Genomic DNA, 25566 nt, shown 5'->3' on the forward strand with positions numbered 1-25566 from the left:
TGTCACATGCCCGGGCTAGCAGGGCGCGACACCGCCCGGCAGTCCGGGTGGCGCGCATCTGGAGTCCGGCCATGGGAACTCTCGTCAAGGCGCCGAAGAACGGCGCCGTCCGCGGTGCAGTGCATCGTCACGAACATCTGAGCAAGGAGGGCCTGCTCGAACGCGCCTTCACCTTCGCTTTTCGCGGGCTGGTTTATGCGCAAATCTGGGAAGACCCGGTGGTCGACATGGAGGCGCTGGAGATCACGCCCGATTGCCATGTCGTGACGATCGCTTCGGGCGGCTGCAACGTCTTCTCCTACCTCACCGCCGATCCAAAGCGAATCACTGCGGTGGACCTCAATCCCGCGCATATCGCGCTCAACCGGCTCAAACAGGCGGCGGCGCTGCATCTGCCCGATTATGCCAGCTTCCGCGCTTTCTTCGCCGATGCCGACCGCGCCGAGAATATCGCTTTGTACGAGCGCCATCTGCGCCCGCATCTCGACGCGGCGACGCGGAGCTATTGGGAAGGCCGCGACATCAGCGGCCGCCGCCGGATCTCGGGTTTCGCGACGGGCTTCTATCGCCGCGGGCTGCTCGGCAATCTGATCGGCTTCGTCCATTTCCTCGGACGGCTCTATCGGATCGATCCGCGCGAGATCCTGAAGGCGCAGACGATCGAGGAGCAGCGTGCGATCTTCGAGACGCGCTATGCCCCTTCTTCGAGAAGAAGTTCCTGCGCTGGTTGGTCGATCAACCCGCTGCCCTGTTCGGCTTCGGCATTCCGCCGGCGCAATACGACCTGCTCAAGGCCGACGACGCGCAGGGCATCACCGGCGCGCTCAAGAGCCGGCTGCGCAAGCTCGCCTGCGATTTCGACATCAGGGACAATTTCTACGCATGGCAGGCGTTCGGCCGCGGCTATGGCAAGCATGACGCCGCGCCGCTGCCGCCCTATCTGCAGAAGGCGCATTACGATCAGGTTCGGGAGCGCGCCGATCGGGTGGAGATCCGGCACACCAACTATGCCGATTATCTGGAGAGCATGCCGGCGCAGTCGCTCGACCGCTACATATTGCTCGACGCGCAGGACTGGATGACCGACGCGCAGCTCACCCGGATCTGGAGCGAGATCACCCGCACCGCGAAACCCGGCGCCCGCGTGCTCTATCGCACCGCGGCCGCGCCCGACGTGGTCGCCGGTCACGTTCCCGCGATGATCCTCGACCAGTGGGAATATGCCGATGCGGCGAAGCGCGACGACTGGACGCGGCGCGATCGATCGTCGGTCTACGGCGCGACGCATCTCTGGACGCTGAAGCCGCACGCATGACCACGGCCACGCACGACCAGAAGGTGCTGATGGACGACGTCTATTCGCTCCATCGCCATTTCTACGACTTCACCCGGCGGTTCTATCTGTTCGGTCGCGACCGGCTAGTCCGGAGCCTCGCCCCGCCGCCGGGAGGGACGGTGCTGGAAGTGGGCTGCGGCACCGCGCGCAATCTGGTCGTGGCGGCGAAGTGCTGGCCCGAGGCGCGCTTTCACGGCTTCGACATCAGCGAGGCGATGCTCGAGACCGCGCGCAAGTCGGTCGTGAAGCAGGGGCTGGCCGGGAAGATCAGCCTCGCTCAGGGCGACGCAGGCAATTTCGACACGCGCGCGCTGTTCGGGCTGGAAAAGGTCGACCGGATCTTCATGAGCTACACGCTGTCGATGATCCCGCTTTGGCAGGAAGCGATCGAGCGCGGCGCGGCGAGCCTCGCTTCCGGCGGCAGCCTGCACATCGTCGATTTCGGCCAATATGAGCGGCTGCCGGGTTTCCTGAAGCGGCTCCACTTCAAGTCGCTCAACGACTTCCACGTCTTCCCACGCCGCGAATTGCCCGCGGTGCTCCGCCGCGTCGCCGAAGAGCAGGGGCTCAGCCTCGAATTCACGCCGCTCTATCGTGGCTATGCCTGGAGCGCGGTGCTCGGCCGGCCTTAACCACGCCCCGGATCGTACACGCGGATGATCCACGACACGTAATAGATGAGATAGAGCAATGCGAAGAACAGGTGGAAACGCGCGTTGCGCGTGCGCATCGCCACCAGTGCGAGCGCGATGGTGACGATGATCCGCGCCGGATATTCGAGGCCGAAGCTCGCCAGATAATCATGCCCCTTGATCGCGGTGTCGAACCAGTCGGTGAGCATCGACACGATCAGCAAGCCGAAGAACCAGCCCCGCCGCGACTGAAAATAGTCCTGATAGCCTTCATATTCCTCGAGTTCGTCGGGGAAGAGGATGTTCGCCATCAGCGCGAACAGGAAGGCGTAGAACAGGACAAACAGGAACAGTTCGAACCGCCAGGTCGTGACCGCGGTCAGCCCGAACTCCCACCACCAGAAATGGATCGACGCGATCAGGACGATCAGCGCCCACAGGATGTGGACCGGATAGACCTTGAGCTTGCCCGGATGCTGGACGAACCGCGCAAGACCGGCGAGCACGCGGGTGATCGCGATCCCCAGCACGATGCTGATGATCACGCGGATATGAAGGTAGAGGTCGTGAGTGAGTTCGGGGCTGGGCGCGCGCACAGCCAAGGCTTCAGGCCGCGAGCCGGAGTTCCAAGCGGCCCCATATCTCGACCAGCGCTTGCGTGAGCTCGCGCATCATCGCCTCGTCATGCGCGGGGCCGGGGGTGAAGCGCAGCCGCTCGGTGCCACGCGGCACCGTGGGGTAATTGATCGGCTGGACGTAGACGCCGTATTCGGCGAGCAGCACGTCGCTGATCTTCTTCGCCTTGACCGGATCGCCGACCATCAGCGGCACGATGTGCGTGGTCGAGGAAGTACCGGCAGCCCGGCATCGGTCATCAACGCCTTGAGCTTCGCGGCTGATTCCTGCTGCCCTTCGCGCTCGACAGTCGATTGCTTGAGGTGCTTCACGCTCGCCAGCGCCCCCGCGACGAGGACAGGCGACAGCGAGGTGGTGAAGATGAAGCCCGGCGCATAGCTGCGGATCACGTCGACGATCACCTGATCGGCAGCGATGTATCCGCCCATCACGCCGAAAGCCTTGCCCAGCGTGCCCTCGATGATCGTGATCCGCTCCGCCACGCCGTCGCGCTCGGAGATGCCGCCGCCGCGCGCGCCGTACATGCCCACGGCATGGACCTCGTCGAGATAGGTCAGCGCGTTATACTTGTCGGCGAGGTCGCAGATCGCGGCGATCGGCGCGATATCGGCGTCCATCGAATAGACGCTCTCGAATGCGATCAGCTTGGGCGCGCCGGGATCGTCGGCGGCGAGCAGCTCCTCGAGATGCGCGAGATCATTGTGGCGGAACACCCGCTTCTCGCAGCCCGAATTGCGGATGCCGGCGATCATCGACGCGTGGTTCAATTCGTCCGAATAGACGATGCAGCCCGGCATCAGCCTGGCGAGCGTCGAGAGCGTCGCCTCGTTCGAGACATAGCCCGACGTGAAGAGCAAAGCGCCTTCCTTGCCGTGCAAATCGGCCAGCTCGCGCTCCAGCTCGATATGGTAATGGGTATTGCCGCCGATGTTGCGCGTGCCGCCCGATCCGGCGCCGACATCATGGAGAGCTTCCTCCATCGCCGCGATCACCTTGGGATGCTGGCCCATCGCCAGATAATCGTTCGAGCACCACACGACGATCGGCTTGGGGCCGTTATGGCCCGCGAAGCAGCGCGCATTGGGATAGGCGCCCTTGTTGCGCAGGACGTCGATGAACACGCGGTAGCGGCCCTCGGCGTGCAGGCGATCGATCGCCTGGTTGAAGACCCGCGAATAGTCGATGGCGGGTGCAGGGCTGTCCTTCGTGTGCATGGGCCTGCTCCCTACCCCCAAAATCCGTGCATTTCCAGCCATCCGGCACAAGCGAATATCGCATGGACCATGCGCAGTCGCCATGCCGCTTCGAGGGCCGAAGCGATAGAAAAGTTCGAGAATCACCGCGTAAAGCCCGAATCCTGATCCGGATCAGCACAGGACGCCCTGCGAAATGATAGGGATTCGAACATCGTGGGCGACTCGAAGCTTCAAGCGAGCCCGCGGCAGAGAGACAGTTCGTGCTCCCGCTTGTGCAACGGAGCGGCAATATGAACAGCCGAGATCTTGAATATTACCAGCAGCGCGAACGGCAGGAGCGCGAGCGGGCCGCGCGCGCCGACGACACGACCGCGCGGCGAGTCCATCTCGAACTGGCGGAGCGTTATTTGACCCTGGCGCAGAGCCCTGCGTCGTTGGGAGCGGTGCAGGCCTAGAGCCCCTCGATTTCGGTCAGGCCGAAACGCGCCAGCGCGGGCGCGAGCTTTCCGGTACGCGCATTCCTCGCAGTGAAGACGGCGCGGCCGGGCCCAGAGGCCTCCGGCCATTGCTGTCCCTCGGTCAAATGCGCGACGCGCCGCGCGATTCCGGGCCGCCGTCGATAAAGCGGATGTTCCCCCGGTGGCGGCGACCAGCTCGTCCTCCAGCAGCGGAAAATGGGTGCAGGCGTTGACGATCACATCGATCTCATCGCCGCGATCCTGCGTCAGGAGGCCATCGAGCGCGGCACGCACCGAAGCCAATGAAGGCCGCTCTCCGCCCAACGCTGCCTCGGCCATTTCGACCAGATCGGCAGAACCGTGGCGGAGCACGATGCAATCGGCGGCGAAGCGCGCGGCGAGATCCGCGACATAGGGCTGGCGCACCGTCGCCTCGGTGCCGAGCACGCCGATGACGCGGGTGCGGCTCATTTCGGCGGCCGGCTTGATCGCGGGGACGGTGCCCACAATCGGCACGTCGAGCGCGGCACGGACATGCTGGAGCGCGATCGTCGAGGCGGTGTTGCACGCGATCACGATCAGTCGCGGATCGTAGCGCTCCGCCAGCCGCCCCAGCAGCGCGGGCACGCGCGCGGCAATCTCCGCCTCGCTGCGGGTGCCATAAGGAAATCCGGCCGAATCGGCGACATAGACGAGCGGCGCGCGGGGCAACAGTTTCGCGGTCGGCGCCAGCACCGAAAGCCCGCCCACGCCGGAATCGAAGAACAGGATCGGGCGGCGATCGGCCATGCCCGCGAATGGCTTGCCGCCCGGCGCGCGTCAACCACGCCGCGGTTGCGCCGTGCCGGACAGCGATTATGTTGGCAACATCAGGGGAAGCCGTTGCCGACCGAAATAATCTGGATGCCTCCTGCTGCCGCGATCCTGCTCGGCTATCTGCTGGGCTCGATTCCGTTCGGCGTGCTGCTCACGCGCATGGCTGGCGCGGGCGATCTGCGCCAGATCGGCTCGGGCAATATCGGCGCCACCAACGTGCTGCGCACCGGACGCAAGGGTCTGGCGGCGGCGACTTTGCTGCTCGATCTGGCCAAGGGTGCGGCGGCGGTTTTGCTCGCCGAACGGCTGTTCCCCGGAACCGGCGTGCTCGCCGGGCTGGGCGCCTTTTTCGGCCATTGCTATCCGGTCTGGCTGCGTTTCAGGGGCGGCAAAGGCGTCGCCACATTGATGGGGATCGTCGTCGCGCTGCATTGGCCCTCCGGGATGGTCTATGCCGCGGTGTGGCTGGGCTTGCTCGCGGCGTTGCGCATCTCGTCACTAGCCGGGATCACCGCTGCGATCAGCGCGCCCGTCAGCGCCGCCTTCTGGGGGCGCATCGACTTGGTATTGTTGTTCCTAGCGCTCGCGCTGGTCGTGCTGTGGAAGCACCGCGACAATATCGATCGGCTGTTGAGCGGCACCGAGCCACGCATCGGCAAGAAGCGTGACTGACAGCCGCGAAGCGCGGCTGCGGCTGCTGCGCTCGGCGAATATCGGCCCGATAACCTGGCGTCAGCTCATCGCGCGCTTCGGCACCGCCGAAATGGCGCTTGAAGCGCTGCCGATGCTCGCCGCGCGTGGCGGCGGGCGCGTCCCGAGGATCGCGGACCTCGCATCCGTCCGGCGCGAAATCGCCGCGGTCGAGAAGCTCGGCGCCCGCTATCTGTTCCTCGACGACCCCGGCTACCCGGCGCTGCTCGCGGAGCTGGAGAGCGCCCCGCCTGCGCTGATCCTGCGCGGCAGGCTCGACCTGCTCGACCGCACGTGCGTCGCCATGGTGGGCGCGCGCAACGCCTCGGCCGCCGCCTGCCGTTTCGCACGCCAGCTCGCGATCGGTTTGAGCGAGGCGGGCGCGACGATCGTCTCCGGCCTCGCCCGCGGAATCGATACCGCCGCGCATGTCGGATCGCTCCAGGCCGGAACGGTGGGCGTGATCGCCAGCGGGATCGACATCGCCTTTCCGCCCGAAAATGCCGAACTCCAGGAGCGCGTCGCCCGCGAAGGGCTCCTGATCGCCGAGCAGCCGCCCGGCACCGAGCCGCTCGCCCGTTTCTTCCCCTCGCGCAATCGCATCATCGCCGGCCTCGCGCTCGGCACCGTGGTGGTCGAGGCCGCGCCACGTTCGGGCAGCCTGATCACCGCGCGGATCGCCGCCGAGGCCGGGCGCGAGGTCATGGCGGTCCCCGGCTCGCCGCTCGATCCGCGCGCGCAGGGCTGCAACCTGCTGATCCGTGAAGGCGCGACTCTGGTGCAATCGGTCGACGACATCCTCGAGATGCTCCGCCCGATCGACGCGCGCGCGGTCCGCTCGCCCGCACATCCGTTCGGCGGCCCGCCCCCGCTCGACGCCAGCGACGCCGATCGCCGCAGGATCACGGAACTGCTCGGCCCCGTTCCGGTCGCGGTCGACGAGCTGGTCCGCCAGTCCGGCCTCGCGCCAGCCCTGGTACAGACGGTGCTGCTCGAACTCGAGCTCGCCGGGCGGCTCGAACGTCATGCCGGAGGCAGAACGAGTTTGATCTAATAAACCAAAACCATCACCCACCGGTCTGGCAGGTCGGTGGCCGACGCCTACATCGTCACCACCGATGGTCCTGCTTTCCAGGGAGACTTCACATGGCCGATGCCCCCGACCCCGCCAGCAACCAGCCTGCCGGGTATGTGCCTCCCAAGGTCTGGACGTGGGAGCAGCCCAGTGGCGGCCAGTTCGCCAATATCAACCGGCCGGTTTCGGGTGCGACGCACGACAAGGAACTGCCGGTCGGCAAGCATTCGATCCAGCTCTATTCGCTCGGCACGCCCAACGGGCAGAAGGTGACGATCCTGCTCGAGGAGCTGCTCGCCGCCGGCCACGCAGGGGCCGAATATGACGCATGGAAGATCGACATAGGCGAAGGCGATCAATTCGGCAGCGGCTTCGTTGCGATCAATCCCAATTCGAAAATCCCCGCTCTGGTCGATCGCTCGGTCGATCCCGCGCTCAGCGTGTTCGAGAGCGGCGCGATCCTGATCTATCTCGCCGAGAAGTTCGGCGCCTTCCTCCCCACCGATCCGGCGAAGCGCGCCGCGACGTTGAGCTGGCTGATGTGGCAGATGGGCTCCGCGCCGTTCCTCGGCGGCGGTTTCGGCCATTTCTACGTCTATGCGCCGTTCAAGATCGAATATGCGATCAATCGCTATGCGATGGAAGCGAAGCGTCAGTACCACGTGCTCGATACCCATCTGGCCGAGCACCGCTATCTGGCAGGCGACGACTATACGATCGCCGACATGGCGGTCTGGCCCTGGTATGGCGGCGTGGCGCGCGGCGACGGCTATACCGGTGCGGCCGAGTTCCTGAACACTGCCGAGTACAGGCATTTCAACCGCTGGGCCGAGGAAGTCGCCGCACGCGAGCCGGTGCAGCGCGGCCGGCTGGTCAATCGCGGCTCGGGCCCCGAGGAGTTCCGCCTCGCCGAGCGCCACACCGCCGCCGACATCGACGTGATCCGCGCGCGGATGAAGGCGGCTGCGACCTAAGGCGTATCGACACTCATTCCCTCTCCCATCGGGAGAGGGTTGCGCAGACTTGGGTCCGCTTCTTCAGCATGAAGCCAGAACTTGCCAGCCGGCATGCCGTTCCCCGGCTTGACGGGGTCGGTCCAACCTCCCCACCTTACACGCGTACACGTGAGGAACGCTTAACCCCCATGCAGCTTGTCATCGTAGAATCGCCCGCCAAGGCGAAGACCATCGAGAAGTATCTCGGCAAGGATTACCGCGTCCTCGCCTCCTATGGCCATGTCCGCGACCTGCCGGCGCGCGACGGATCGGTGAACCCCGATGAGGGGTTCGCGATGGATTGGGAGACCTATGCCGACAAGTCGAAGCAGCTCAAGGCGATCACCGATCTCGCCAAGACCGCCGACCGCTTGATCCTCGCGACCGACCCCGATCGCGAAGGCGAGGCGATCAGCTGGCACGTCCAGGAAGTGCTGCGGAACAAGAAGGCGCTTCCGAAGGAAGTCGAGCGCGTCACTTTCAACGCGATCACCAAGCCGGCGATCCTCGAGGCGATGAAAGCGCCGCGCGAACTCGATACCGACCTGATCGACGCTTATCGCGCCCGCCGCGCGCTCGATTATCTCGTCGGCTTCACGCTCTCGCCGGTGCTGTGGCGCAAGCTTCCCGGCGCCAAGTCGGCCGGCCGCGTCCAGTCGGTCGCGCTGCGCATCATCGTCGATCGCGAGCGCGAGATCGAAAGCTTCCGCCCCCAGGAATATTGGTCGGTCACTGCCGATATGGAGCAGGACGGCACGTCGTTCCTGACGCGCCTCGTCAAATATAAGGGCGATAAGCTCGATCGCCTGTCGATCGGCGACGAAGGTACCGCGCTCGCCGCGAAAAAGGCTGTCGAGGAAGGCCGCTTCTCGGTCGCCTCGGTCGAGACGAAGCCGGCGATGCGCAATCCGCCGCCGCCCTTCACCACTTCGACGCTCCAGCAGGAGGCGGCGCGCAAGCTCGGCTTCTCGGCGAGCCACACGATGCGGATCGCGCAGGGCCTCTACGAGGACGGCGCGATCACCTATATGCGTACCGACGGCGTCCAGATGGATGGCGGCGCGATCCAGGAAGCGCGCAAGGCGATCGCGACGCGCTATGACGGGTCGTACGTTCCCGACAAGCCGCGCCAGTACACCGCGAAGGCCAAGAACGCGCAGGAAGCGCACGAAGCGATCCGCCCGACCGACTTCTCCAAGGACAAGGCCGGCAGCGGCGATCACGGCCGCCTCTACGACCTGATCTGGAAGCGCGCGCTCGCCAGCCAGATGGCGTCGGCGCGCATGGAGCGCACCACGATCGATCTCGAGGACGGCACCGGCCAGCACGGCCTGCGCGCCACCGGCCAGGTCGTGCTCTTCCCCGGCTATCTCGCGCTCTACGAGGAAGGCCGCGACGATGAGGGTGACGAGGAATCGCGCCGCCTGCCGCGCATGTCCGCAGGCGATGCCCCCGCCAAGAAGGCAGTCAACGCCGAGCAGCATTTCACCCAGCCGCCGCCGCGCTTCTCGGAAGCCTCGCTGGTCAAGCGGCTGGAGGAACTCGGCATCGGCCGCCCGTCGACCTATGCCTCGATCATCCAGACGCTCAAGGACCGCGCTTACGTAAAGATCGAGAAGAACCGCTTCTTCGCCGAGGAAAGCGGCCGGCTGGTGACGGCGTTCCTCGAACGCTTCTTCGAGAAATATGTCGGCTATGATTTCACCGCCGAACTGGAGGAAGAGCTCGACGACGTCTCCGGCGGCCGCGCCGAATGGCAAGCGGTGCTCGAATCCTTCTGGAAGGACTTCAAGCCGCGCACCAGCGAAGTGATGGAGCAGAAGCCGAGCGAGGTCACTGCCGCGCTAGACCTGTTCCTCGAACCCTATCTCTTCCCGGCCAAGGCCGACGGCAGCGACCCACGGCTGTGCCCGAACTGCGGAAACGGCCGACTCGCGTTGCGCGGCGGCAAGTTCGGCGCTTTCGTGGCGTGCTCGAACTATCCCGAATGCAAATTCACCCGCCGCTTCGGTCAGCCGGGCGGCGAGGGCGGCGAGGATTCGGGCCCTGAAGTGCTGGGCCAGGATCCCGAGACCGGGCTCAACGTCGAGCGCAAGTCGGGGCGTTTCGGTCCGTACATCCAGCTCGGCGAAGGCAAGGAGGCCGCGCGCGCCTCGATCCCGAAGGACGTCGATCTCGACCTCGAATGGGCGCTGAAGCTACTGAAGCTGCCGCGCACGATCGGCAACCATCCCGAGACCGGGAATCCGATCACCGCGTCGATCGGGCGCTATGGGCCGTATCTCGCGCATGACGGCAAATACGCCCGGCTCCAATCGACCGCCGAAGTGTTCGAGACAGGCATGAACGCCGCGGTGGTGAAGCTCGCCGAAGCCGCCGCCAATGGTGGCCGCCCGGCGCGCGGCGCATCACGCGAGCCGCTGAAGGTGCTCGGCAAGCATCCGCGCACCGAGGCCGAGATCAAGCTGATGGAAGGGCGCTACGGCGCCTATGTCACCGATGGCGAGACCAATGCGACCTTGCCCAAGTCGATCGACAAGGACCAGCTGACGCTCGAGGAGGCCGCGCAATTGATCGACGCGCGCGCCGCAGCGGGGCCCGCCAAGGGCAAGGGGAAGAAAAAGGCCGCGCCGAAGAAGAAGGCAGCGCCCAAAAAGGCAGCGGCGAAGAAGTAACCGTCCTCCCGGCGAAAGCCGGGATCTCAGGCGGCAATCAGGCCGCCCGCATCTCCAGCCCGCGCAGCCATGCGCGCGCCGCCTTTTGCGCCTCGATGATCTCGCGCGCGGTCATGTCCTCGGCGATCTCGGCACGGCATTCCTGCGCGCGCTCGCTGCCCGAGACGGCGGCGATGTTGAACCACTTATGCGCCTCGACGAGATCGACGTCGATTCCCTCGGCGCCGCTCGAATAGACGATACCCAAATCGAAACAGGCCTTTGCGTCGCCGCGCGCGGCGTCGTGCAGACGACTTTCGACGAGGAAACGTGCGCTCTTGAGACTGTTGCCCATTGCTGCCCACCCCATTGCTTATCCCAACGTTTGCAAGGATTGGCAGGTAAGCGGAAAACAAAAGGTTAACGGGGTTAACCGTATTCGTTCGTATTCACCGGGATATTGTCGATCAACCGCGTACCGCCGATCCGTGCAGCGGCGAGCAGGCGCATCGGCTGGCCCTCGACCGGATCGCCCAAAGTCTCGGCATCGGCGAGCGTCACATAGTCGATCTCGAACCCCGCGGCGGTCAGCATCTCGCGCGCCTGCGCCAACGCGGCCTCGGGATCGCCGCCCTTGGCGATCGCGCGTTCGGCGATGCCCAGCGCGCGCGGCAGCGCCACGGCGCGGGCGCGATCCTCGGGCACCAGATAGACGTTGCGTGACGACAGCGCGAGCCCGTCATCCTCGCGCTGAGTCAGCACGCCCTGGATCTCGATGTCGAGATCGAGGTCCACGACCATCCGGCGGATCACTGCGAGCTGCTGCCAGTCCTTCTCGCCGAACAAGGCGATATCCGGGTGCACCTGATTGAACAGCTTGGTCACCACCGTCGCCACCCCGTCGAAATGGCCCGGGCGATGCGCGCCGTCGAGCACGTCGCTGACGCCGCGCACCGAAATGTTGGTCGCGAAGCCCTCGGGATACATCACCTCCGCCGGTGGCATCCACAGCAGGTCGACTCCCGCCGCCGCCAGCATTCGGGAATCCGCCAGTTCCTTGCGCGGATATTTGGCCAGGTCCTCGTTCGGACCGAACTGCTTGGGATTGACGAAGATCGACACGACGACGCGCCCGCCCGCCCGCTTCGCGGCCTCGACCAGCGCCATATGCCCGTCATGCAGCGCGCCCATGGTCGGCACCAGCGCGACGCGCTCTCCGGCGGCGCGCCATGTGGCGATCGCCTCCCGCAGGAGATCGAGCTGACGGACGGTTTGCACGCTTGGACACTTTCGATAAGACAGGAGCGCGGCCTTCTATGGGGCTGGGGCGGCTGGATCAATAAAGGAAGTTGTGGGCTTGACCGACGGAGCTAAGCGCTTGCACGTGCTCGTTTTTGCCAATGAGAAGGGCGGCACCGGCAAGTCGACGACTGCGGTTCACGCTGCGATCGCCCTGTCCGCCAAGGGCGCGCGGGTCGCATGCTTCGACTTGGACCACCGCCAACGCACGATGGGCCGCTATCTCGACAACCGCCTCGCGACGGTGAAGCGCACCGGCCGCGACCTGCCGACGCCGGTCTATGAGACGCATGACGGCGAGAGCATGGACTATTTCGGCGAGACGCTCGAGCGGCTCGGCGCCGACGCCGACTTCCTCGTGATCGACACGCCCGGCCGCGACGACAAGTTCGCGCGCATCGCCGTCACCAATGCCGACACGCTGGTCACGCCGATGAACGACAGCTTCGTCGATTTCGACCTGATCGGCCATGTCGACCCCGACACCTACAAGGTCACTCGGCCGAGCTTCTATTCCGAACTGATCTGGGAATCGCGCAAGCGCCGCGCCAAGGCCGATGGCGAGACGATCGACTGGGTGGTCCTGCGCAACCGCATGCAGCACATCGAGGCGCGCAACATGCGCCGCGTCTCCGAGGCGATCGACCAGCTTTCGAAGCGCGTCGGCTTCCGCGTGATCTCGGGACTGTCCGAGCGGGTGATCTATCGTGAATTGTTCCCGCAGGGGCTGACGATGCTCGACAGCCGCGAGTTCGGCGAGATGGGCCTCAGCCACGTCGCCGCGCGGCAGGAACTGCGCGAGATGATGGCGGGGCTTGCGCTTCCCGAAGCCGCAATGCCGCTGTTCGCCTGATGACCAAGGCGCTCCTCGCCGCGCTGATCATCGCGGCGGTCTATTATCTGTTCCTCAAGCCGCGGCCCAAGCCCCGCGCGCCCAGAATGCCGCAGGACGAGGCGCGCGCGATCCTCGGCGTGAGCGCCAATGCCGACGAAGAGGCGATCCGCAGTGCGCATCGCCGATTGGTGAGCGCCGTGCATCCCGACAAAGGGGTTCGGCCGAATTGACGCGGCGCATCAATGCCGCGCGTGATACACTGCTTCGCCGTAGCGCATAGCAGACACAGACCGCCGCTTCGGTCTTGTTGCGCTGCGGCAATTGAACTTTCGCGGCGCTCGCGGTTTGGGGCCTGTACTCAGTACCCGCAACGGCCATGACGGAGCGGAGTTTGGCGCTGGGCAAGAAATGAGGAGGGAGCGATGCGATGCCATCGTGACCGACGAATGACGCCGCCCGGCGCCAAACTCCGCCCGCCGCTTGCGGTCGCCCGGAGACGAACGCTGGACTGCGTCAGCGCACTTGCACGGGCCGCCAGCCCGCGCTGCGCGAGCTTCCTTGCCAGCGCCCGTCTCCGGACGATCCTGGCCATTGCGGGTACTGAGTACAGGCCCTAGGCCGGCAACACCCTTTCCCGGAGGCATCATGACGCACCGTTTCGACCCCACTTCGCTGCGCGAATACGACATTCGCGGGATCGTGGGGAAGCGCTTGGCCCCGACGACGCACGCGCGATCGGGCGCGGTTTCGCAACCCTGCTCCGCCGCGCCGGCGGGCACCGTGTGGCGGTGGGCCGCGACGGCCGCGTCTCGTCGCCCGAACTCGAGGCGGCGCTGGTCGAGGGGCTGACCGCATCGGGCTGCGACGTGGTGCGAATCGGCCTGGGGCCCACGCCGATGCTATATTATGCCGAAGCCACGCTGGAGGTGGATGGCGGCATCCAGATAACCGGCAGCCATAATCCCGGCAATTACAACGGCTTCAAGATGGTGTTCCAGCATCTGCCGTTCTTCGGCGAGGACATTCAGAAACTCGGCCGGATGGCCGCCGAGGGCGATTGGGAATCGGTCGAGCCCGGCGACGAAGGCAGTGTCAGCGACTATGACATCCTCGACGATTATGTCGGGCGCCTGATGGCGGGCTATGCCGGCGGCGCCTATCGCGTCGGATGGGATACGGGCAACGGCGCCGCCGGCCCGGTGATCGAGAAGCTGGTCAAGCTGCTGCCGGGTGAGCACCACACGTTGTTCACCGAAGTGGACGGTCATTTCCCCAACCATCATCCCGATCCTACCGACGAGAAGAACCTCGCGGACCTGAAGCGGCTTGTCGCGGAGAAGAACCTCGATTTCGGACTGGCCTTCGACGGCGACGGCGACCGGCTGGGCGCGATCGACGGGCAGGGCCGCGTCGTCTGGGGCGATCAGCTTCTATCCATTCTGGCCGAACCTGTGCTGCGCGAGGTCCCCGGCGCGACGATCATCGCCGACGTCAAGGCGAGCCAGGCGCTGTACGACCGCGTCGCCGAATTGGGCGGCGTGCCGCTGATGTGGAAGACCGGCCATAGCCTGATCAAGACCAAGATGAAGGAGACCGGCGCGCCGCTTGCGGGCGAGATGAGCGGTCACATCTTCTTCGCGCACAATTATTACGGCTTCGACGATGCGCAATATGCCGCCCTGCGGCTGATCCAGGCGGTGCATGTGATCGGCAAGTCGCTGACCCAGCTCAAGGACGAGATGCCGGCGATGGTCAATACGCCGGAGATGCGCTTCCAAGTCGACGAATCGCGCAAATTCGCAGTGATCGACGAAGTGCTCGATCGGCTCGAGGCCGAGGGCGCCGACGTCAACCGCACCGACGGCGCGCGGGTGAATACGCCTGATGGCTGGTGGCTCCTCCGTGCATCGAACACGCAGGACGTGCTCGTCGCGCGCGCCGAGGCGAAGAGCCAGGAGGGGCTCGACCGGCTGATGGCGATGATCGACGCCCAGCTCGCCGCGAGCGGCCTCGAGCGCGGTCCGCAAGCCGCCCACTAAATACGTCGAACCGTTCGGGCGGGTGGAACCCTTGATTTGGATCAAGGGTTTATCCGCCTGAGTGGGATCGGGTTGTGACTGACAAAAACATCAACGACATCGCTGAAATCGAGAACGCGCAGGCCGGACTGCGCGAGAGCATCGAGGCTACCAAGCAATTGTCCGAGCGCGCCGAGCACCTTTTGCAGAGATGCAAGGCGCGGACCGCGCGGGATGCTCCGTCGTCAGGCGAGCGGCCGCGAATCCGGCATTGACCCCGGCAACTGCAAGTTTCGGCTGGCATTTCGCACACTTCCGCCCCACCTAGGCGCGCATGGCCTCACCCGCCCCTTCCATCATTCGCGTCATCGATCTCGAAACCACCGGCCAGGCACCGCCTGCGCATGGCGTGTGCGAGATCGGCTGGCAGGACGTCGCGCTCCAGCGCGACGGCCGCTGGGAGATCGAGGGCGAAGGCGGCAGCCGGATGGTCAATCCGGGCCGGCAGATCCCGCCGCTGACCATGGCGGTCCACCATATCCGCGACGAGGACGTCGCCGACGCGCCGTGGTGGCATGACGTCGCTCGCCCGGTGCTCGATCCGTGGCCGCGCCGCGTGGCGCTCGCCGCGCATCGTGCCGATTTCGAGCAGCAATTCTGCACTGCATCGCTGACCCGCGGGAACGACTGGATCTGCACCTGGAAGTGCGCGATGCGGCTCTGGCCGAGCTCGCCGGGCTTCTCGAACCAGATGCTGCGTTACTGGCGCAAGCCCGAGGGGCTGGTGCACGAGCGCGGCCTGCCCGCGCACCGCGCATTTCCCGATGCCTATGTGACTGCGTTCCATCTGCGCGACATGCTCAACGAGGCCAGTGTCGAGCAGCTGATCCAATGGTCGAAGGAGCCGGGGCTGCTGCCGCGCGTCCGCTACGGCCCCGACCGCGGCAAGGAATGGAGCGAGATCGACGACGAATCGCTGGCCGTATTTCTCAACGACCGCGACGTCGATGTCCGCCACACCGCGCAGCAGGAGCATATCCGCCGCACCGGCGGGGGCTCCGTGGGCCGCAACTCGGCGACCCAGGATTTGCTGCTCTAGCGCCGCCCGGCGATCAGCGCCCGGATGCCTTCGAGCACCCAGCCATAAACGAGATGCGACGCCGCGCCGTAAGCGTGGGCGGCGAGCGGCGTATCCTCCGGCGCAGGCGCCAGTCCCACCGCCGGCACCGCCGCCTCGTCGAGCAACGCCGCCGTCGCGATGCCATAGGCGCCGCCGAAGCCCGAGCGCGCTTCGGGCCGATATTCGGTGAGCACGCCGTAGATGCCGCCGATCACCGCGCCGGCGACATAATGGACCATCTGTCCGGCCGGCTCACGATACGGCTCGGGGACGGGATCGCCGATCACCGCCTCGCTCGCCACATCCGCGGCCTTGACGGTAGCCGGATCGCCCTCGCCCGGATCCGGCAGCAGCTTCTGCGCCTGCGCCTGGAACACCGCCATCGCCGCCGACGCGACCAGCCCGGCGGCGACGCCGGCGAGCAATCCGACAAAGGGTCGCGGGCGCGCCATCAATAAGCGACGCGCGTGGCGGTGAGCTTGTGCTTCGCGAGCTGCACCTGGACGCTCTCGGCACCCGCGAGATGCCCTGCGCCCACTGCGACGAACACGGTGCCCGGCTTCTGCAGGCGCGCTTCGATCCAGTCGGCCCAGCGCGCATTGCGATCGGCGAGCAGCACCTTGGCGAGCTCGGGCGTGTCGGCCAGCTCCTCGTTCATCGTCTTGCCCAGCGTCTCGGGATCGCCGGCCGACCAGCTCGCGATCATCTTGTCGAGCTCGGCCGCCATTTTCGGATAATCGTCGACAGTGGAGACGAGGAATTTGACCTGGAGCGGTTCGGGCAGATTATCGAAATAGCCGAGCTGCTGCTCCGCGGTCTCCAGCCCGACGATCCGCTTGTTGGCGGCCTTGGCGGCAGTGGTGAGCGTGCGCTCCGCGCCGCTCTCCGGATCATAGCCGAGCTTGGGGAGACCGGCGAGGCTCAGCGTCACCGCGGCGAACCACGGATCGAAACGATCCAGCGCCGCGGCCGGAACGCCGACATCGGTCATCGCCTTGGCATAGGCTTCGCGCTTGTCGGCGGGGAGCTTCTCGGTGAGCGTCGGGCCCGCAGGATTGAGCGCGGTCTTCATGATCAGGCCCTGCATCGTCGCGGTGTCGGGCTCGAGCATCTCGAGCACCAGTTCGTCGCTCTTGTCGAACGCCGCCTTCACGGCCTCGTCGAACCAGCTGAGGCCGGGCTTGAGGACGTGGACGGTGCCGAACAGATAGATGGTGGTGTCGGCGTCCTTGACCACCCACAAAGCGGGATCGGCGTCCTTGACCGCCTGCGCCTGGACCGCGGGGGCGAAGAGCAGCGCGAGCGCGGCGAGGGTCTGCTTCAGCATCTGGTTCATACTCCGACGTGAGACTTTCGATTATTCAACTGCTCGGCAAATCCTTGAGCGGCGTGGCCGGATCGGCCAGCCGCGCCGGATCGATCGTCGCGGCCTCGAGGACTAGCTTGCGTCCCTGAACATAATCCTTCGTGGCGTTGACGCAGTCGAGCGCGATGACGCGGCCCGCGCGCAGATAGATCACCGAGAAGCTCCGCGTCGCCGGATCGCCGCGCACTACTGCCGCGTCGTACCCCGTGGAGATACCGACGGTCTGGAGCTTGAGGTCGTACTGGTTCGACCAGAACCATGGGACGGCATCATAACTCGCATCGATCCCGAGAATCGTCTTCGCGGCGACGGTCGCCTGATCGTTGGCGTTCTGGACCGATTCGAGCCGGATCAGGCGATCCCCGGCGAAACGATTGGCATGGAGCGCGCAATCGCCCACCGCGAACACGTCGGGCAGCGACGTGCGGCATTGATCGTCGATCGCGACGCCGTTTCCACCGTTCGCGCCTGCATCGAGCAGCGGTGCGACCGCCGGTTCGATGCCGATGCCCACGATTGCCATTTCGGCAGGCACGGTTTCGCCGCCGGCCAGCTGAACACCGGTGACACGGTCTTCGCCGAGTATGGCATCGACCGAGACGCCGAGCCGCAATTCGACGCCATGCGCGCGATGCTCGTCCTCGAAGAAGCGCGAGAGCGGTTCGCCGGCGACGCGGGCAAGGACGCGGTCCTGTGCTTCGAGCACTGTGACTTGCCGCCCGAGCTTGGTCAGCACCGCCGCGGCCTCGAGACCGATATAGCCGCCGCCGATCACCGCCACGCGACGCACGTCGGGCAATTCGGCAATCATCCGGTCGACATCAACGCGGGTGCGAACGGTGTGGACGCCGACAAGGTCGCCCCCGCGCAGGCGAGCCGGCGGGGCTTGCCGCCTGCGGCCCAGATCAGGCTGCCATAGCCGATCGTCTCTCCATCCATGGTGGTCACGCTGTGGCCGACCGGGTCGACTCGCACCACCGAACGCCCGGCGAGCATCGTCACCTCGCGCTCTTGCCAGAAGGCAGCATTGCGGATCAGCAGCCGCTCGAACGATTTGTCGCCGGCGAGATATTCCTTGGAGAGCGGCGGGCGCTCATAGGGAAGCTCGGGCTCGTCGCCGAGCAGGCCGATCGAGCCCGAGAACTTGTTCTGGCGCAGCGCGATCGCGGCCTGCGCGCCGGCATGGCCCGCACCGACGATCAGGACATCGTAGCGGCTCATGCGCGCAGCCGCTCGGCGTGCCAGGCGACATGTTCGGCCAGGAAACTGGAGACGAAATAATAGCTGTGATCATAGCCCGGCTGAATGCGCAGCGTCAGCGGAATGCCCGCGGCGTCGCACGCCGTGCGGAGCAGTTCAGGGCGGAGCTGTTCGTGGAGAAACTGGTCGGCATCGCCGACATCGACGAGCAATTCGGGCACGCGCGCGCCGTCGAGGATCAGCGCGCAGGCATCGTACGGGCGCCAGCCGTCGCGATCCTCGCCGAGATAGCCGGCGAGCGCCTTTTCGCCCCAGGGTACGACGCTGGGCGCGACGATCGGAGCGAAGGCGGAGACGCTGCGGAAGCGATCGGGGTTGCGGAGCGCGACGGTGAGCGCGCCATGGCCACCCATCGAATGGCCGGTGATGCCCTGCCGTGCCATGTCGGCGGGGAATTCGGCGGCGATCAGCGCGGGCAGCTCCTGCTCGACATAGGCACGCATGTGGAAATGCGAGGCCCAGGGCGCCTGAGTCGCGTCGACATAGAAGCCCGCGCTCTGGCCGAAATCATAAGCGGGATCATCGGCGACGCCCTCGCCGCGCGGCGAGGTATCGGGGGCAACGAAGATCACGCCGTTCTCGGCACAGGCGCGGCGATACTCGCCCTTGTCGGTGACGTTGGCGTGGGTGCAGGTGAGCCCGGAGAGATACCAGAGCACCGGCAGCTTCGCGCCCGCTTCGTGCGGCGGGACATAGACCGAGAAGGTCATGTCGGTGCCGGTGGCCAGCGAGGCGTGGCGATACACGCCCTGCACGCCCCCGTGCGATTTGTTGGTGGAGACGGTCTCCATCAGATCGCCACGGCGCGCGTTGCGGTCGCGGAGTCGCCGGTATTGTCGGTGCCGGCGGGCTCGATCACGATCATCCGAACCTCGCCGTGGCGCGCGACCGGACGATGCTCGACGCCGCGCGGGACGACGAACAATTCGCCGGGACCCACCGTCACAATACGGTCGCGCAACTCGATATCGAGGACGCCGTCGAGGACGAGGAAGAAATCGTCGGTTTCGTCATGCTTGTGCCAGACGAACTCGCCCGCGACCTTCACGATGCGGATGTCGTTGTCGTTATAGGTCGCGACGATCCGCGGCGCCCAATGCTCGGAGAAAGTGGCGAACTTCTCCGCCAGGTTGACGGCGCCGTTCATGCCGGCACGCGCCATAGGGCACAGAGCTTGTTGCCATCGGGATCGCGCAAATAAGCGAGGTACATCGATCCCAGCGAGCCGCCCTCGCGCACGCCCGGCGGATCCTCGATAGCGGTGCCGCCATGCGCGACACCCGCCGCGTGGAATGCCGCCGCCTGCTCGGGTGAGCTGCACTTGAAGCCGATCGTCGCGCCATTGGCGCAGGTCGCGGGCTCGCCATCGATCGGCTCGCTGATGCAGAAGCTGCCGCCGTCATGCCGATAGAACAGCCGGACCTTGCCGGTAGCGTTCACATGGCGATACGGTTCACCGACGCCGAGCGTGCCGAGCACGGCGTCGTAAAAGACCTTGGATCGGGCGATATCGTTGCTGCCGACCATGATATGGCTGAACATGTGCCGTCCCCTTTGCCTAATATACCACGACGCTGCGGATGCTCTCGCCGGCATGCATCAGATCGAAGCCCCTGTTGATCTCGTCCAGCGTGAGGACGTGGGTGATCATCGGGTCGATCTGGATCTTGCCGTTCATGTACCAGTCGACGATCTTGGGCACATCCGTCCGCCCCTTGGCACCGCCGAACGCTGTGCCGCGCCAGTTGCGCCCGGTGACGAGCTGGAACGGGCGTGTGGCGATCTCCTTGCCCGCTTCGGCCACACCGATGATGATGCTGGTGCCCCAGCCGCGGTGACACGCCTCCAGCGCAGTGCGCATCACTTCGGTGTTGCCGGTGCAATCGAAGGTGAAGTCGGCGCCGCCATCGGTGAGCGCGAGAATCTCGGCGATCGTCGCTTCGCGCGACTTGCCGCGCCCATCGATGAAGTCGGTCATGCCGAATTTGCGGCCCCATTCCTCGCGGTCCGGATTGATGTCGACGCCGATGATCCGGTTCGCACCCGCCATCCTCGCGCCTTGCAGCACGTTGAGCCCGATCCCGCCGAGGCCGAACACGACGATGTTGTCGCCGACCTGGACCTTGGCGGTGTTGACCACCGCGCCGACCCCGGTGGTGACGCCGCAGCCGATATAGCAGCTGGTCTGGAACGGCGCGTCCTTGCGGATCTTCGCCACCGCGATTTCGGGCAGCACGGCGAAATTCGAGAAGGTCGAGCAGCCCATGTAATGGAAGATGGTCTGGCCCTTGTAGCTGAACCGCGAGGTGCCGTCAGGCATCAGTCCCTTGCCCTGCGTGGCGCGGATCGCGGTGCACAGGTTGGTCTTGCCACTGAGGCACGACTTACACTGGCGGCATTCGGGGGTGTAGAGCGGGATGACGTGGTCGCCGGGCTTCACGCTGGTGACGCCTGCCCCCACTTCGCGGACCACGCCGGCGCCTTCATGGCCGAGCACGCTGGGGAACAGTCCCTCGCTGTCGAGCCCGTCGAGTGTATAGGCATCGGTGTGGCAGATGCCGGTGGCCATGATCTCGACCAGCACTTCGCCGGCCTTCGGCCCTTCGAGATCGAGCTCGACGATCTCGAGCGGCTGTTTCGCCTCGAACGCGACGGCGGCGCGGGTCTTCATCGGCAATCTCCTTGCTTCCGCGCCTGATCGAAGATGCGAGAGACGCTGGCAAGGCGCTTAAATTGACTCACTTGGCGAAAACGCAATGGATCTCGCAACAATATTGCGCAGCCGGCGCGTCACCGCTCCCCGCAGGGGAAGCGGAGATTATCCTACATTGCAAGAAGGAAAAATGGTGCTGCCGGTGAGGATTGAACTCACGACCTCAGCCTTACCAAGGATGCGCTCTACCACTGAGCTACGGCAGCACTCGCCGGTCCGGGACCGGGCGGGAGGGGCCTATGTGCTTGGGGCCGACCGATTGTCAACCCGAAGCAGACCGGTTTATCGACTGTCCGCATGAACGATGCAGAGAAGAAGGCGCGACTCGCCGAGGCGCTGAGGGCGAATCTGCGGAAACGCAAGGCACAGGCGCGCGAGCAGCACGCCGAACCTGCGCCTCAGAGCGAATTCACCCAGGCAGCGGCGAACGCAGCGAAGTCATAGGCCTTGTCCACGATCGCGTGCGGACCCTTCATGTACATCGCCATGGTGACGGCGCCCGCCAGGAACCACATCATCCGATTGGCGCGACCTTCGCTTCCAACCATTGCCGTTCATCCTCAACCAGCTGCGGGCCAACCACTTCGAGCACCCGCGCGTGATAGGCATTAAGCCACTGAAGTTCCTTTGAGGTTAACAGCGACGGCGCGATCAGCGTGCGCTCGATCGGCGCGAAAGTGAGCGTCTCGAAGCTCAGCATCGGCTGCTCGGCGCCGGGGATCGAGGCCTCGGTCACCAGCACCAGATTCTCGATGCGGATGCCGTATTCGCCGGCCTTGTAATAACCGGGCTCGTTCGAGAGGAACATGCCCGCGCGCAGCGGCTCGAGGCTCTGGCCGCCGGGATAGAAAGGCTGTGCGATGCGCTGCGGGCCCTCGTGCACCGAGAGATAGGCGCCGACGCCGTGGCCGGTGCCATGGCCGTAATCCATCCCGACTTCCCAGAGCGGCGCGCGGGCGAAGCTGTCGAGCTGGGCACCGGTGGTGCCTTGGGGAAGATTGCCGTTGCAATGCCGATATGGCCCTTGAGCACGCGGGTGAAGCGATCCTTCATCTCGGAGTCGGCTCCCCGACGGGCATGACGCGCGTCACATCGGTGGTGCCGTCAGCATATTGGCCGCCCGAATCGACGAGGTAGAGCTGGCCGGATTCGATCGGCAGGCTCGATTCGTCGGTGACCTTGTAGTGCGGGATCGCGCCGTTGGGGCCGGTGGCGGAGATGGTATCGAAGCTGAGGTCCTTGAGCACGCCGGTCTGGTCGCGGAATTCGCGGAGCTTGTCGGCGGCCGACATTTCGGTGAGCTGGCCGGCGGGCGCGGTTTCCTCGAACCATTTGAGGAAGCGGACCAGGGCGGCGCCGTCGCGGGCCTGCGCGGACTTGTGGCCGGCTATCTCGGCAGGATTCTTGAGCGCCTTGGCGAGGACGACCGGGTCGCGCAGGCTGAGGATCTTCGCGCCGCCCGCGTCGAGCGAATCGAAGATCGCGGCGACCGCGCGCTCGGGATCGGCGGCGACGCGCTTGCCGGCGAACCCCTTGAGCGCGGGAGCGAAGGCGGCGCGGTCATGCAACCGGATCGCGTTGCCGAGATGCTGGCGGACGGCGTCGGTGATCTTTTCGGGGCTCACGAACAGGTCGGCGGTGCCGTCCGCATTGACGATGGCATAAGCGAGCGCGACCGGCGTGTGGCTGACGTCGTTGCCGCGGACGTTGAACGCCCAGGCGATCGAATCGAGCGCGGAGAGCACCACCGCGTCGGCCTTGCGCGCGGAAAGCCACTCGGCGATCTCGGCGCGCTTGGCGGCCGAGGTGCGGCCAGCGGCGGCATCGTCCTGCACGCTCAGCGTCGCATCCGAGGGCGCGGGGCGATCGGGCCAGACCGAATCGACCGGATTGGTGTCCACCGCAACCAGCTCGGCACCTTTTTCGGCGAGCGCCTTCTTCGCTTCCTCGACCCAGGCGCGCGTGTGCAGCCAGGCGTCGTAGCCGATGCGGCCGCCATCAGGGGCGTGTTCGCCCAACCACGAGGCCATGCTGGTGCCGGGCACCGAGACATATTGCCACTGATCGGCCGAGACCTGCTGGCGGACCTGCAGCGTGTAGCGCCCGTCGGTGAAGATCGCCGCTTCGCTCGACAGCACCACCGCGCTGCCGGCGCTGCCCTGAAAACCGGTCAGCCAGGCGAGGCGCTGGGCATAAGCGCCGACATATTCGGACATGTGCTCGTCGGTGAGCGGCACGACGAAGCCGTCGAGGCGGTCGCGCTTCAATTGCTCGCGAAGGGCGGAGAGGCGATCGGCGTAGCTGGACATGGCGGTTCCTCGAACATCGGATGCCGCGGACTTCGGACGCGCGCGAGTCGAGCGGCTGATTGCCCGACCGTTTGGCCGATGGAATCGCGATTGGGAAGCGCTATGCCCTGGCGCATGACCACGCCCTCCCCCGCCGCGACCTGCCCACGCCCGCCTTACTGATCGATCGCGCCGCGCTGGAGCGCAACATCGCCGCGATGGCGGCCTTTGCCGAGGCGCAGGGCATCACGCTCCGGCCACACGCCAAGACGCACAAGAGCGGCGAGATCGCGCGGCGGCAGATCGCGGCGGGCGCGGCGGGATCTGCTGCGCCAAGCTCGGCGAGGCCGAGGTGCTGGCCGCGGACGGCGTGGGGAATATCCATCTCACCTCGCCGGTGGTGACTCCGGCGGCGATCGGGAGGCTGGCGGCGCTCAACGAGCAGATCGCGCTGTCGGTGGTGGTCGACCATCCCGGCAATGCGCGGGCGCTCGGCGCGGTGGAGGGGCTCACCGTGTTCATCGATCTGGATCCGGGGAGCCACCGCACCGGCGTGACTTCGGCGGAAGCGGCCGTCGCGCTGGCGCGGGCGATCGCTGCGACGGGCACGCTGAAGCTGGGCGGCGTGCAATATTATTGCGGCTCGCATCAGCACATCCGGAGCCTCGCCGAGCGGCGCGCCGCGATCGTCGAGCGGACCGACTATCTGCGCGGCGTGCTGGGCGCGCTGGCCGATGCCGGATTCGCCATCCCGGTGGTGACCGGCGGCGGCACGGGCACTTTCGCAATCGACGCTTCGCTGGGGGTGTTCACCGAGCTTCAGGTAGGATCGTACATCTTCCTCGATCGCGAATATCTGGATTGCGAGCTGGCCGGGCCGGATTTCGAGCCGGCTTTGTTCGTCGACGCCACGGTGGTGAGCGCCAACACGCCGGGGATGGTGACGATCGATGCTGGGCTGAAGGCCTTCGCGACCGATGCCGGTGTGCCGGTGGTGCTCGGTGGCGCGCCGGAAGGGACGCGCTACGCCTTTACCGGCGACGAGCACGGCGCCTTGCTCGGCGACGGGCTCCCCGGACTCGGCGCGCGCGTGACGCTGATGCCGCCGCACTGCGATCCGACGGTCAATCTCTACGACCTTTACCATGTGCTCGACGGCGACATGGTGACCGGGAGCTGGCCGGTGACTGCGCGCGGCCGATCGACCTGAGCGGATGATTCGCCTGCGTTAAGCTTTACCGTTTCGAATATTTTGACGGCCATGATGGAGAGAGGATCGCTGCAGCCACGAGCGTGAAGGGATCCATGCGCTTTTATTTCGCCACTTCGCCCGCGTTTCCCCGCGCCCTTCGATTGCGGCTGGCCGCGGTCTGCGCCGCGGCGACGAACCTGCCGTTGCTCGTCTGGCTCGGCGGGAGCGTGGCGACCGACGGCGTAGCGCCGGGTCCGTTCGTGGCACTGACGCTGGCGAGCCTGATGGGCACGGCAATCGCATTGTTCGGATCGGGCGCGGTGCTGGCGGGGCTTCCCTGGCGCAGGAACGGCGCGCCTCGGTGACGCCGCTGCCGCAACGCAACGAGGATCCGATCGGCGCCCTTCTCGCCGGGGTCAATCGCCCGGCGAGTGCCGCCGAGAACCGCCGGCGCGAACTCGATCTCGCGGCGAAGGAAGACCTGCTCACCGGAGCGCGCAACCGCCGCGGCTTCCTGGCCGATATCGAAGATTTCCTGCCCGCCGAGCGGCGCGGCACGGTTGCGCTGATCGATCTCGACCGGTTCCGCCAGATCAACGATCAGTTCGGGCACGAAGTCGGCGACCGCGTGCTGCGCGATTTCGCGGGACGGCTCTCGTCCGAGCTGCGCCGCGGCGATCTGGTTGCGCGCTGGGACGGCGAGGAATTCGCGGTCCTGTTCCGCGGCGCCACCGAAGACGAAGCCGCGGGCGTGCTGGGCCGGGTGACCCGGCGGCTGATCGCCAATCCGCTGATCGTGCTCGACGGAGAGGCGCTGACCTTCTCCGCCGGAGTCTGCCGTTTCGGCGGCGAGGCGATCGACGCGACGGTCCTCGGCGCGGAGAAGGCGCTCCACGAGGCGAAACGCGCAGGCCGGGCCCGCGTCGCCTGCGCGAGCCGCCCCGGACAGATATTGTTGCCGCTCGCCTGAACGGCGCGATAAGGCGG

The 25566-nt window shown here is 66.2% G+C and carries 23 protein-coding genes, 1 tRNA gene and 6 pseudogenes; 16 read left to right on the forward strand and 14 right to left on the reverse strand.

Going from position 1 to position 25566, the window contains the following annotated elements; translation table 11 throughout:
- Positions 1 to 71 precede the first annotated feature (71 nt).
- Positions 72 to 1315 (forward strand): annotated as a pseudogene (locus PIB19_RS14460) (DUF3419 family protein).
- Positions 1312 to 1968 carry a class I SAM-dependent methyltransferase gene (locus PIB19_RS14465; RefSeq protein ID WP_271237934.1) on the forward strand — a complete coding sequence of 219 codons (657 nt, stop codon included), beginning with the start codon at positions 1312 to 1314 and terminating at the stop codon, positions 1966 to 1968. Before PIB19_RS14460 ends, PIB19_RS14465 begins: the two are co-directional and overlap by 4 nt.
- Here the strand turns inward: PIB19_RS14465 and PIB19_RS14470 are convergent.
- Positions 1965 to 2564, reverse strand: a complete 600-nt coding sequence (locus PIB19_RS14470) for a hypothetical protein (RefSeq protein WP_271237935.1) — start codon at positions 2562 to 2564, stop codon at positions 1965 to 1967. The genes PIB19_RS14465 and PIB19_RS14470 overlap by 4 nt on opposite strands.
- Before the next feature lie 10 nt (positions 2565 to 2574).
- A pseudogene (gene hemA, locus PIB19_RS14475) lies at positions 2575 to 3818 on the reverse strand (5-aminolevulinate synthase).
- A gap of 272 nt (positions 3819 to 4090) precedes the next feature.
- Here hemA and PIB19_RS14480 point away from each other — a divergent pair.
- Positions 4091 to 4255, forward strand: a complete 165-nt coding sequence (locus tag PIB19_RS14480) for a hypothetical protein (RefSeq protein WP_271237936.1) — start codon at positions 4091 to 4093, stop codon at positions 4253 to 4255.
- Here the strand turns inward: PIB19_RS14480 and murI are convergent.
- Positions 4252 to 5047: pseudogene (gene murI / locus PIB19_RS14485) on the reverse strand (glutamate racemase). The gene PIB19_RS14480 and the pseudogene murI sit on opposite strands and share 4 nt — an antisense overlap.
- 114 nt (positions 5048 to 5161) lie before the next feature.
- Between murI and plsY the strand changes: the two are divergent.
- The 4 genes from plsY to topA all read left to right on the forward strand — a co-directional run bounded on the left by plsY (position 5162) and on the right by topA (position 10509).
- On the forward strand, positions 5162 to 5746 hold the full coding sequence (gene plsY, locus PIB19_RS14490) for a glycerol-3-phosphate 1-O-acyltransferase PlsY (protein WP_271240993.1): 585 nt from the start codon (positions 5162 to 5164) through the stop codon (positions 5744 to 5746).
- A complete protein-coding gene (gene dprA / locus PIB19_RS14495) occupies positions 5739 to 6818 on the forward strand; it encodes a DNA-processing protein DprA (protein ID WP_271237937.1) in 1080 nt (359 codons plus the stop codon). Before plsY ends, dprA begins: the two co-directional genes overlap by 8 nt.
- 92 nt (positions 6819 to 6910) lie before the next feature.
- Positions 6911 to 7813, forward strand: a complete 903-nt coding sequence (gene yghU, locus PIB19_RS14500; protein WP_271237938.1) for a glutathione-dependent disulfide-bond oxidoreductase — start codon at positions 6911 to 6913, stop codon at positions 7811 to 7813.
- 170 nt (positions 7814 to 7983) lie between these two features.
- The gene (gene topA / locus PIB19_RS14505; protein ID WP_271237939.1) at positions 7984 to 10509 is read left to right on the forward strand and encodes a type I DNA topoisomerase; all 2526 of its coding nucleotides are present in this window, start codon (positions 7984 to 7986) and stop codon (positions 10507 to 10509) included.
- Between the two features lie 37 nt (positions 10510 to 10546).
- Here the strand turns inward: topA and PIB19_RS14510 are convergent, their stop codons facing one another.
- Both PIB19_RS14510 and panC read right to left on the reverse strand, forming a co-directional pair.
- Positions 10547 to 10843 (reverse strand): hypothetical protein, encoded by a 297-nt coding sequence (locus PIB19_RS14510; RefSeq protein WP_271240994.1) that lies wholly within the window; start codon positions 10841 to 10843, stop codon positions 10547 to 10549.
- 74 nt (positions 10844 to 10917) lie between these two features.
- Positions 10918 to 11766, reverse strand: a complete 849-nt coding sequence (gene panC, locus PIB19_RS14515) for a pantoate--beta-alanine ligase (protein ID WP_271237940.1) — start codon at positions 11764 to 11766, stop codon at positions 10918 to 10920.
- 100 nt (positions 11767 to 11866) lie between these two features.
- Here panC and PIB19_RS14520 point away from each other — a divergent pair, with 100 nt between their 5' ends.
- The 5 genes and pseudogenes from PIB19_RS14520 to PIB19_RS14540 all read left to right on the forward strand — a co-directional run bounded on the left by PIB19_RS14520 (position 11867) and on the right by PIB19_RS14540 (position 15739).
- Entirely contained in the window at positions 11867 to 12640 is a 774-nt protein-coding gene (locus PIB19_RS14520) for a division plane positioning ATPase MipZ (RefSeq protein ID WP_443018621.1), read from the forward strand.
- Positions 12640 to 12852: a J domain-containing protein gene (locus tag PIB19_RS14525; protein ID WP_336297151.1), complete on the forward strand. Its 213-nt coding sequence runs from the start codon at positions 12640 to 12642 to the stop codon at positions 12850 to 12852. The genes PIB19_RS14520 and PIB19_RS14525 overlap by 1 nt, the downstream gene beginning before the upstream one ends.
- A 415-nt stretch (positions 12853 to 13267) precedes the next feature.
- Positions 13268 to 14661, forward strand: a pseudogene (gene pgmG, locus PIB19_RS14530) (phosphoglucomutase/phosphomannomutase PgmG).
- 74 nt (positions 14662 to 14735) lie between these two features.
- The gene (locus PIB19_RS14535) at positions 14736 to 14915 is read left to right on the forward strand and encodes a hypothetical protein (RefSeq protein ID WP_271237942.1); all 180 of its coding nucleotides are present in this window, start codon (positions 14736 to 14738) and stop codon (positions 14913 to 14915) included.
- A gap of 59 nt (positions 14916 to 14974) precedes the next feature.
- Positions 14975 to 15739, forward strand: a complete 765-nt coding sequence (locus PIB19_RS14540; protein WP_271237943.1) for an exonuclease domain-containing protein — start codon at positions 14975 to 14977, stop codon at positions 15737 to 15739.
- Here the strand turns inward: PIB19_RS14540 and PIB19_RS14545 are convergent.
- The 9 genes and pseudogenes from PIB19_RS14545 to PIB19_RS14585 all read right to left on the reverse strand — a co-directional run bounded on the left by PIB19_RS14545 (position 15736) and on the right by PIB19_RS14585 (position 23408).
- Positions 15736 to 16212, reverse strand: a complete 477-nt coding sequence (locus PIB19_RS14545; RefSeq protein WP_271237944.1) for a DUF1440 domain-containing protein — start codon at positions 16210 to 16212, stop codon at positions 15736 to 15738. The two genes, PIB19_RS14540 and PIB19_RS14545, sit on opposite strands and share 4 nt — an antisense overlap.
- Complete coding sequence (locus PIB19_RS14550) at positions 16212 to 17087, reverse strand: TraB/GumN family protein (RefSeq protein WP_336297152.1); 876 nt, start codon at positions 17085 to 17087, stop codon at positions 16212 to 16214. The genes PIB19_RS14545 and PIB19_RS14550 overlap by 1 nt, the downstream gene beginning before the upstream one ends.
- 34 nt (positions 17088 to 17121) lie before the next feature.
- Positions 17122 to 18347 (reverse strand): annotated as a pseudogene (locus tag PIB19_RS14555) (NAD(P)/FAD-dependent oxidoreductase).
- The gene (gene fghA, locus PIB19_RS14560) at positions 18344 to 19177 is read right to left on the reverse strand and encodes an S-formylglutathione hydrolase (RefSeq protein WP_271237946.1); all 834 of its coding nucleotides are present in this window, start codon (positions 19175 to 19177) and stop codon (positions 18344 to 18346) included. Before fghA ends, PIB19_RS14555 begins: the two are co-directional and overlap by 4 nt.
- Positions 19177 to 19548 carry a cupin domain-containing protein gene (locus PIB19_RS14565; RefSeq protein WP_271237947.1) on the reverse strand — a complete coding sequence of 124 codons (372 nt, stop codon included), beginning with the start codon at positions 19546 to 19548 and terminating at the stop codon, positions 19177 to 19179. Before PIB19_RS14565 ends, fghA begins: the two co-directional genes overlap by 1 nt.
- Positions 19530 to 19928: a VOC family protein gene (locus PIB19_RS14570; RefSeq protein WP_271237948.1), complete on the reverse strand. Its 399-nt coding sequence runs from the start codon at positions 19926 to 19928 to the stop codon at positions 19530 to 19532. The genes PIB19_RS14565 and PIB19_RS14570 overlap by 19 nt, the downstream gene beginning before the upstream one ends.
- Positions 19929 to 19944: 16 nt before the next feature.
- Positions 19945 to 21057, reverse strand: coding sequence for an S-(hydroxymethyl)glutathione dehydrogenase/class III alcohol dehydrogenase (locus tag PIB19_RS14575; RefSeq protein WP_271237949.1), 1113 nt, complete (start codon positions 21055 to 21057; stop codon positions 19945 to 19947).
- A 173-nt stretch (positions 21058 to 21230) separates the two neighbouring features.
- Positions 21231 to 21305, reverse strand: a tRNA-Thr gene (locus PIB19_RS14580).
- Between the two features lie 308 nt (positions 21306 to 21613).
- Positions 21614 to 23408, reverse strand: a pseudogene (locus tag PIB19_RS14585) (aminopeptidase P family protein).
- Positions 23409 to 23467: 59 nt separating this feature from the next.
- On the opposite strand from PIB19_RS14585, the gene PIB19_RS14590 reads away from it, so the two are divergent.
- The 4 genes from PIB19_RS14590 to PIB19_RS14605 all read left to right on the forward strand — a co-directional run bounded on the left by PIB19_RS14590 (position 23468) and on the right by PIB19_RS14605 (position 25549).
- Positions 23468 to 23791: a hypothetical protein gene (locus PIB19_RS14590; protein WP_271237950.1), complete on the forward strand. Its 324-nt coding sequence runs from the start codon at positions 23468 to 23470 to the stop codon at positions 23789 to 23791.
- Positions 23740 to 24597: an alanine racemase gene (locus PIB19_RS14595; RefSeq protein ID WP_271237951.1), complete on the forward strand. Its 858-nt coding sequence runs from the start codon at positions 23740 to 23742 to the stop codon at positions 24595 to 24597. The genes PIB19_RS14590 and PIB19_RS14595 overlap by 52 nt, the downstream gene beginning before the upstream one ends.
- 95 nt (positions 24598 to 24692) lie before the next feature.
- Entirely contained in the window at positions 24693 to 24944 is a 252-nt protein-coding gene (locus PIB19_RS14600) for a hypothetical protein (RefSeq protein ID WP_271237952.1), read from the forward strand.
- Positions 24941 to 25549 (forward strand): GGDEF domain-containing protein, encoded by a 609-nt coding sequence (locus PIB19_RS14605; protein ID WP_271237953.1) that lies wholly within the window; start codon positions 24941 to 24943, stop codon positions 25547 to 25549. The genes PIB19_RS14600 and PIB19_RS14605 overlap by 4 nt, the downstream gene beginning before the upstream one ends.
- The last annotated feature ends 17 nt before the right edge of the window (positions 25550 to 25566 follow it).

The organism is Sphingomonas sp. 7/4-4 (genome assembly GCF_027941955.1).
In the GTDB taxonomy this organism is placed as follows: Bacteria; Pseudomonadota; Alphaproteobacteria; order Sphingomonadales; family Sphingomonadaceae; genus Sphingomonas.

Coding starts and splice junctions, on each gene's coding strand:
- fghA (WP_271237946.1), bottom strand. CDS start 19,177: ATGGAGACCGTCTCCACCAACAAATCGCACGGGGGCGTGCAGGGCGTG.
- PIB19_RS14575 (WP_271237949.1), bottom strand. CDS start 21,057: ATGAAGACCCGCGCCGCCGTCGCGTTCGAGGCGAAACAGCCGCTCGAG.
- PIB19_RS14545 (WP_271237944.1), bottom strand. CDS start 16,212: ATGGCGCGCCCGCGACCCTTTGTCGGATTGCTCGCCGGCGTCGCCGCC.
- plsY (WP_271240993.1), top strand. CDS start 5,162: ATGCCTCCTGCTGCCGCGATCCTGCTCGGCTATCTGCTGGGCTCGATT.
- PIB19_RS14565 (WP_271237947.1), bottom strand. CDS start 19,548: ATGGCGCGTGCCGGCATGAACGGCGCCGTCAACCTGGCGGAGAAGTTC.
- PIB19_RS14550 (WP_336297152.1), bottom strand. CDS start 17,087: ATGCTGAAGCAGACCCTCGCCGCGCTCGCGCTGCTCTTCGCCCCCGCG.
- topA (WP_271237939.1), top strand. CDS start 7,984: ATGCAGCTTGTCATCGTAGAATCGCCCGCCAAGGCGAAGACCATCGAG.
- PIB19_RS14570 (WP_271237948.1), bottom strand. CDS start 19,928: ATGTTCAGCCATATCATGGTCGGCAGCAACGATATCGCCCGATCCAAG.
- PIB19_RS14600 (WP_271237952.1), top strand. CDS start 24,693: ATGCGCTTTTATTTCGCCACTTCGCCCGCGTTTCCCCGCGCCCTTCGA.
- PIB19_RS14540 (WP_271237943.1), top strand. CDS start 14,975: ATGGCCTCACCCGCCCCTTCCATCATTCGCGTCATCGATCTCGAAACC.
- PIB19_RS14525 (WP_336297151.1), top strand. CDS start 12,640: ATGACCAAGGCGCTCCTCGCCGCGCTGATCATCGCGGCGGTCTATTAT.
- PIB19_RS14465 (WP_271237934.1), top strand. CDS start 1,312: ATGACCACGGCCACGCACGACCAGAAGGTGCTGATGGACGACGTCTAT.
- PIB19_RS14480 (WP_271237936.1), top strand. CDS start 4,091: ATGAACAGCCGAGATCTTGAATATTACCAGCAGCGCGAACGGCAGGAG.
- yghU (WP_271237938.1), top strand. CDS start 6,911: ATGGCCGATGCCCCCGACCCCGCCAGCAACCAGCCTGCCGGGTATGTG.
- PIB19_RS14510 (WP_271240994.1), bottom strand. CDS start 10,843: ATGGGCAACAGTCTCAAGAGCGCACGTTTCCTCGTCGAAAGTCGTCTG.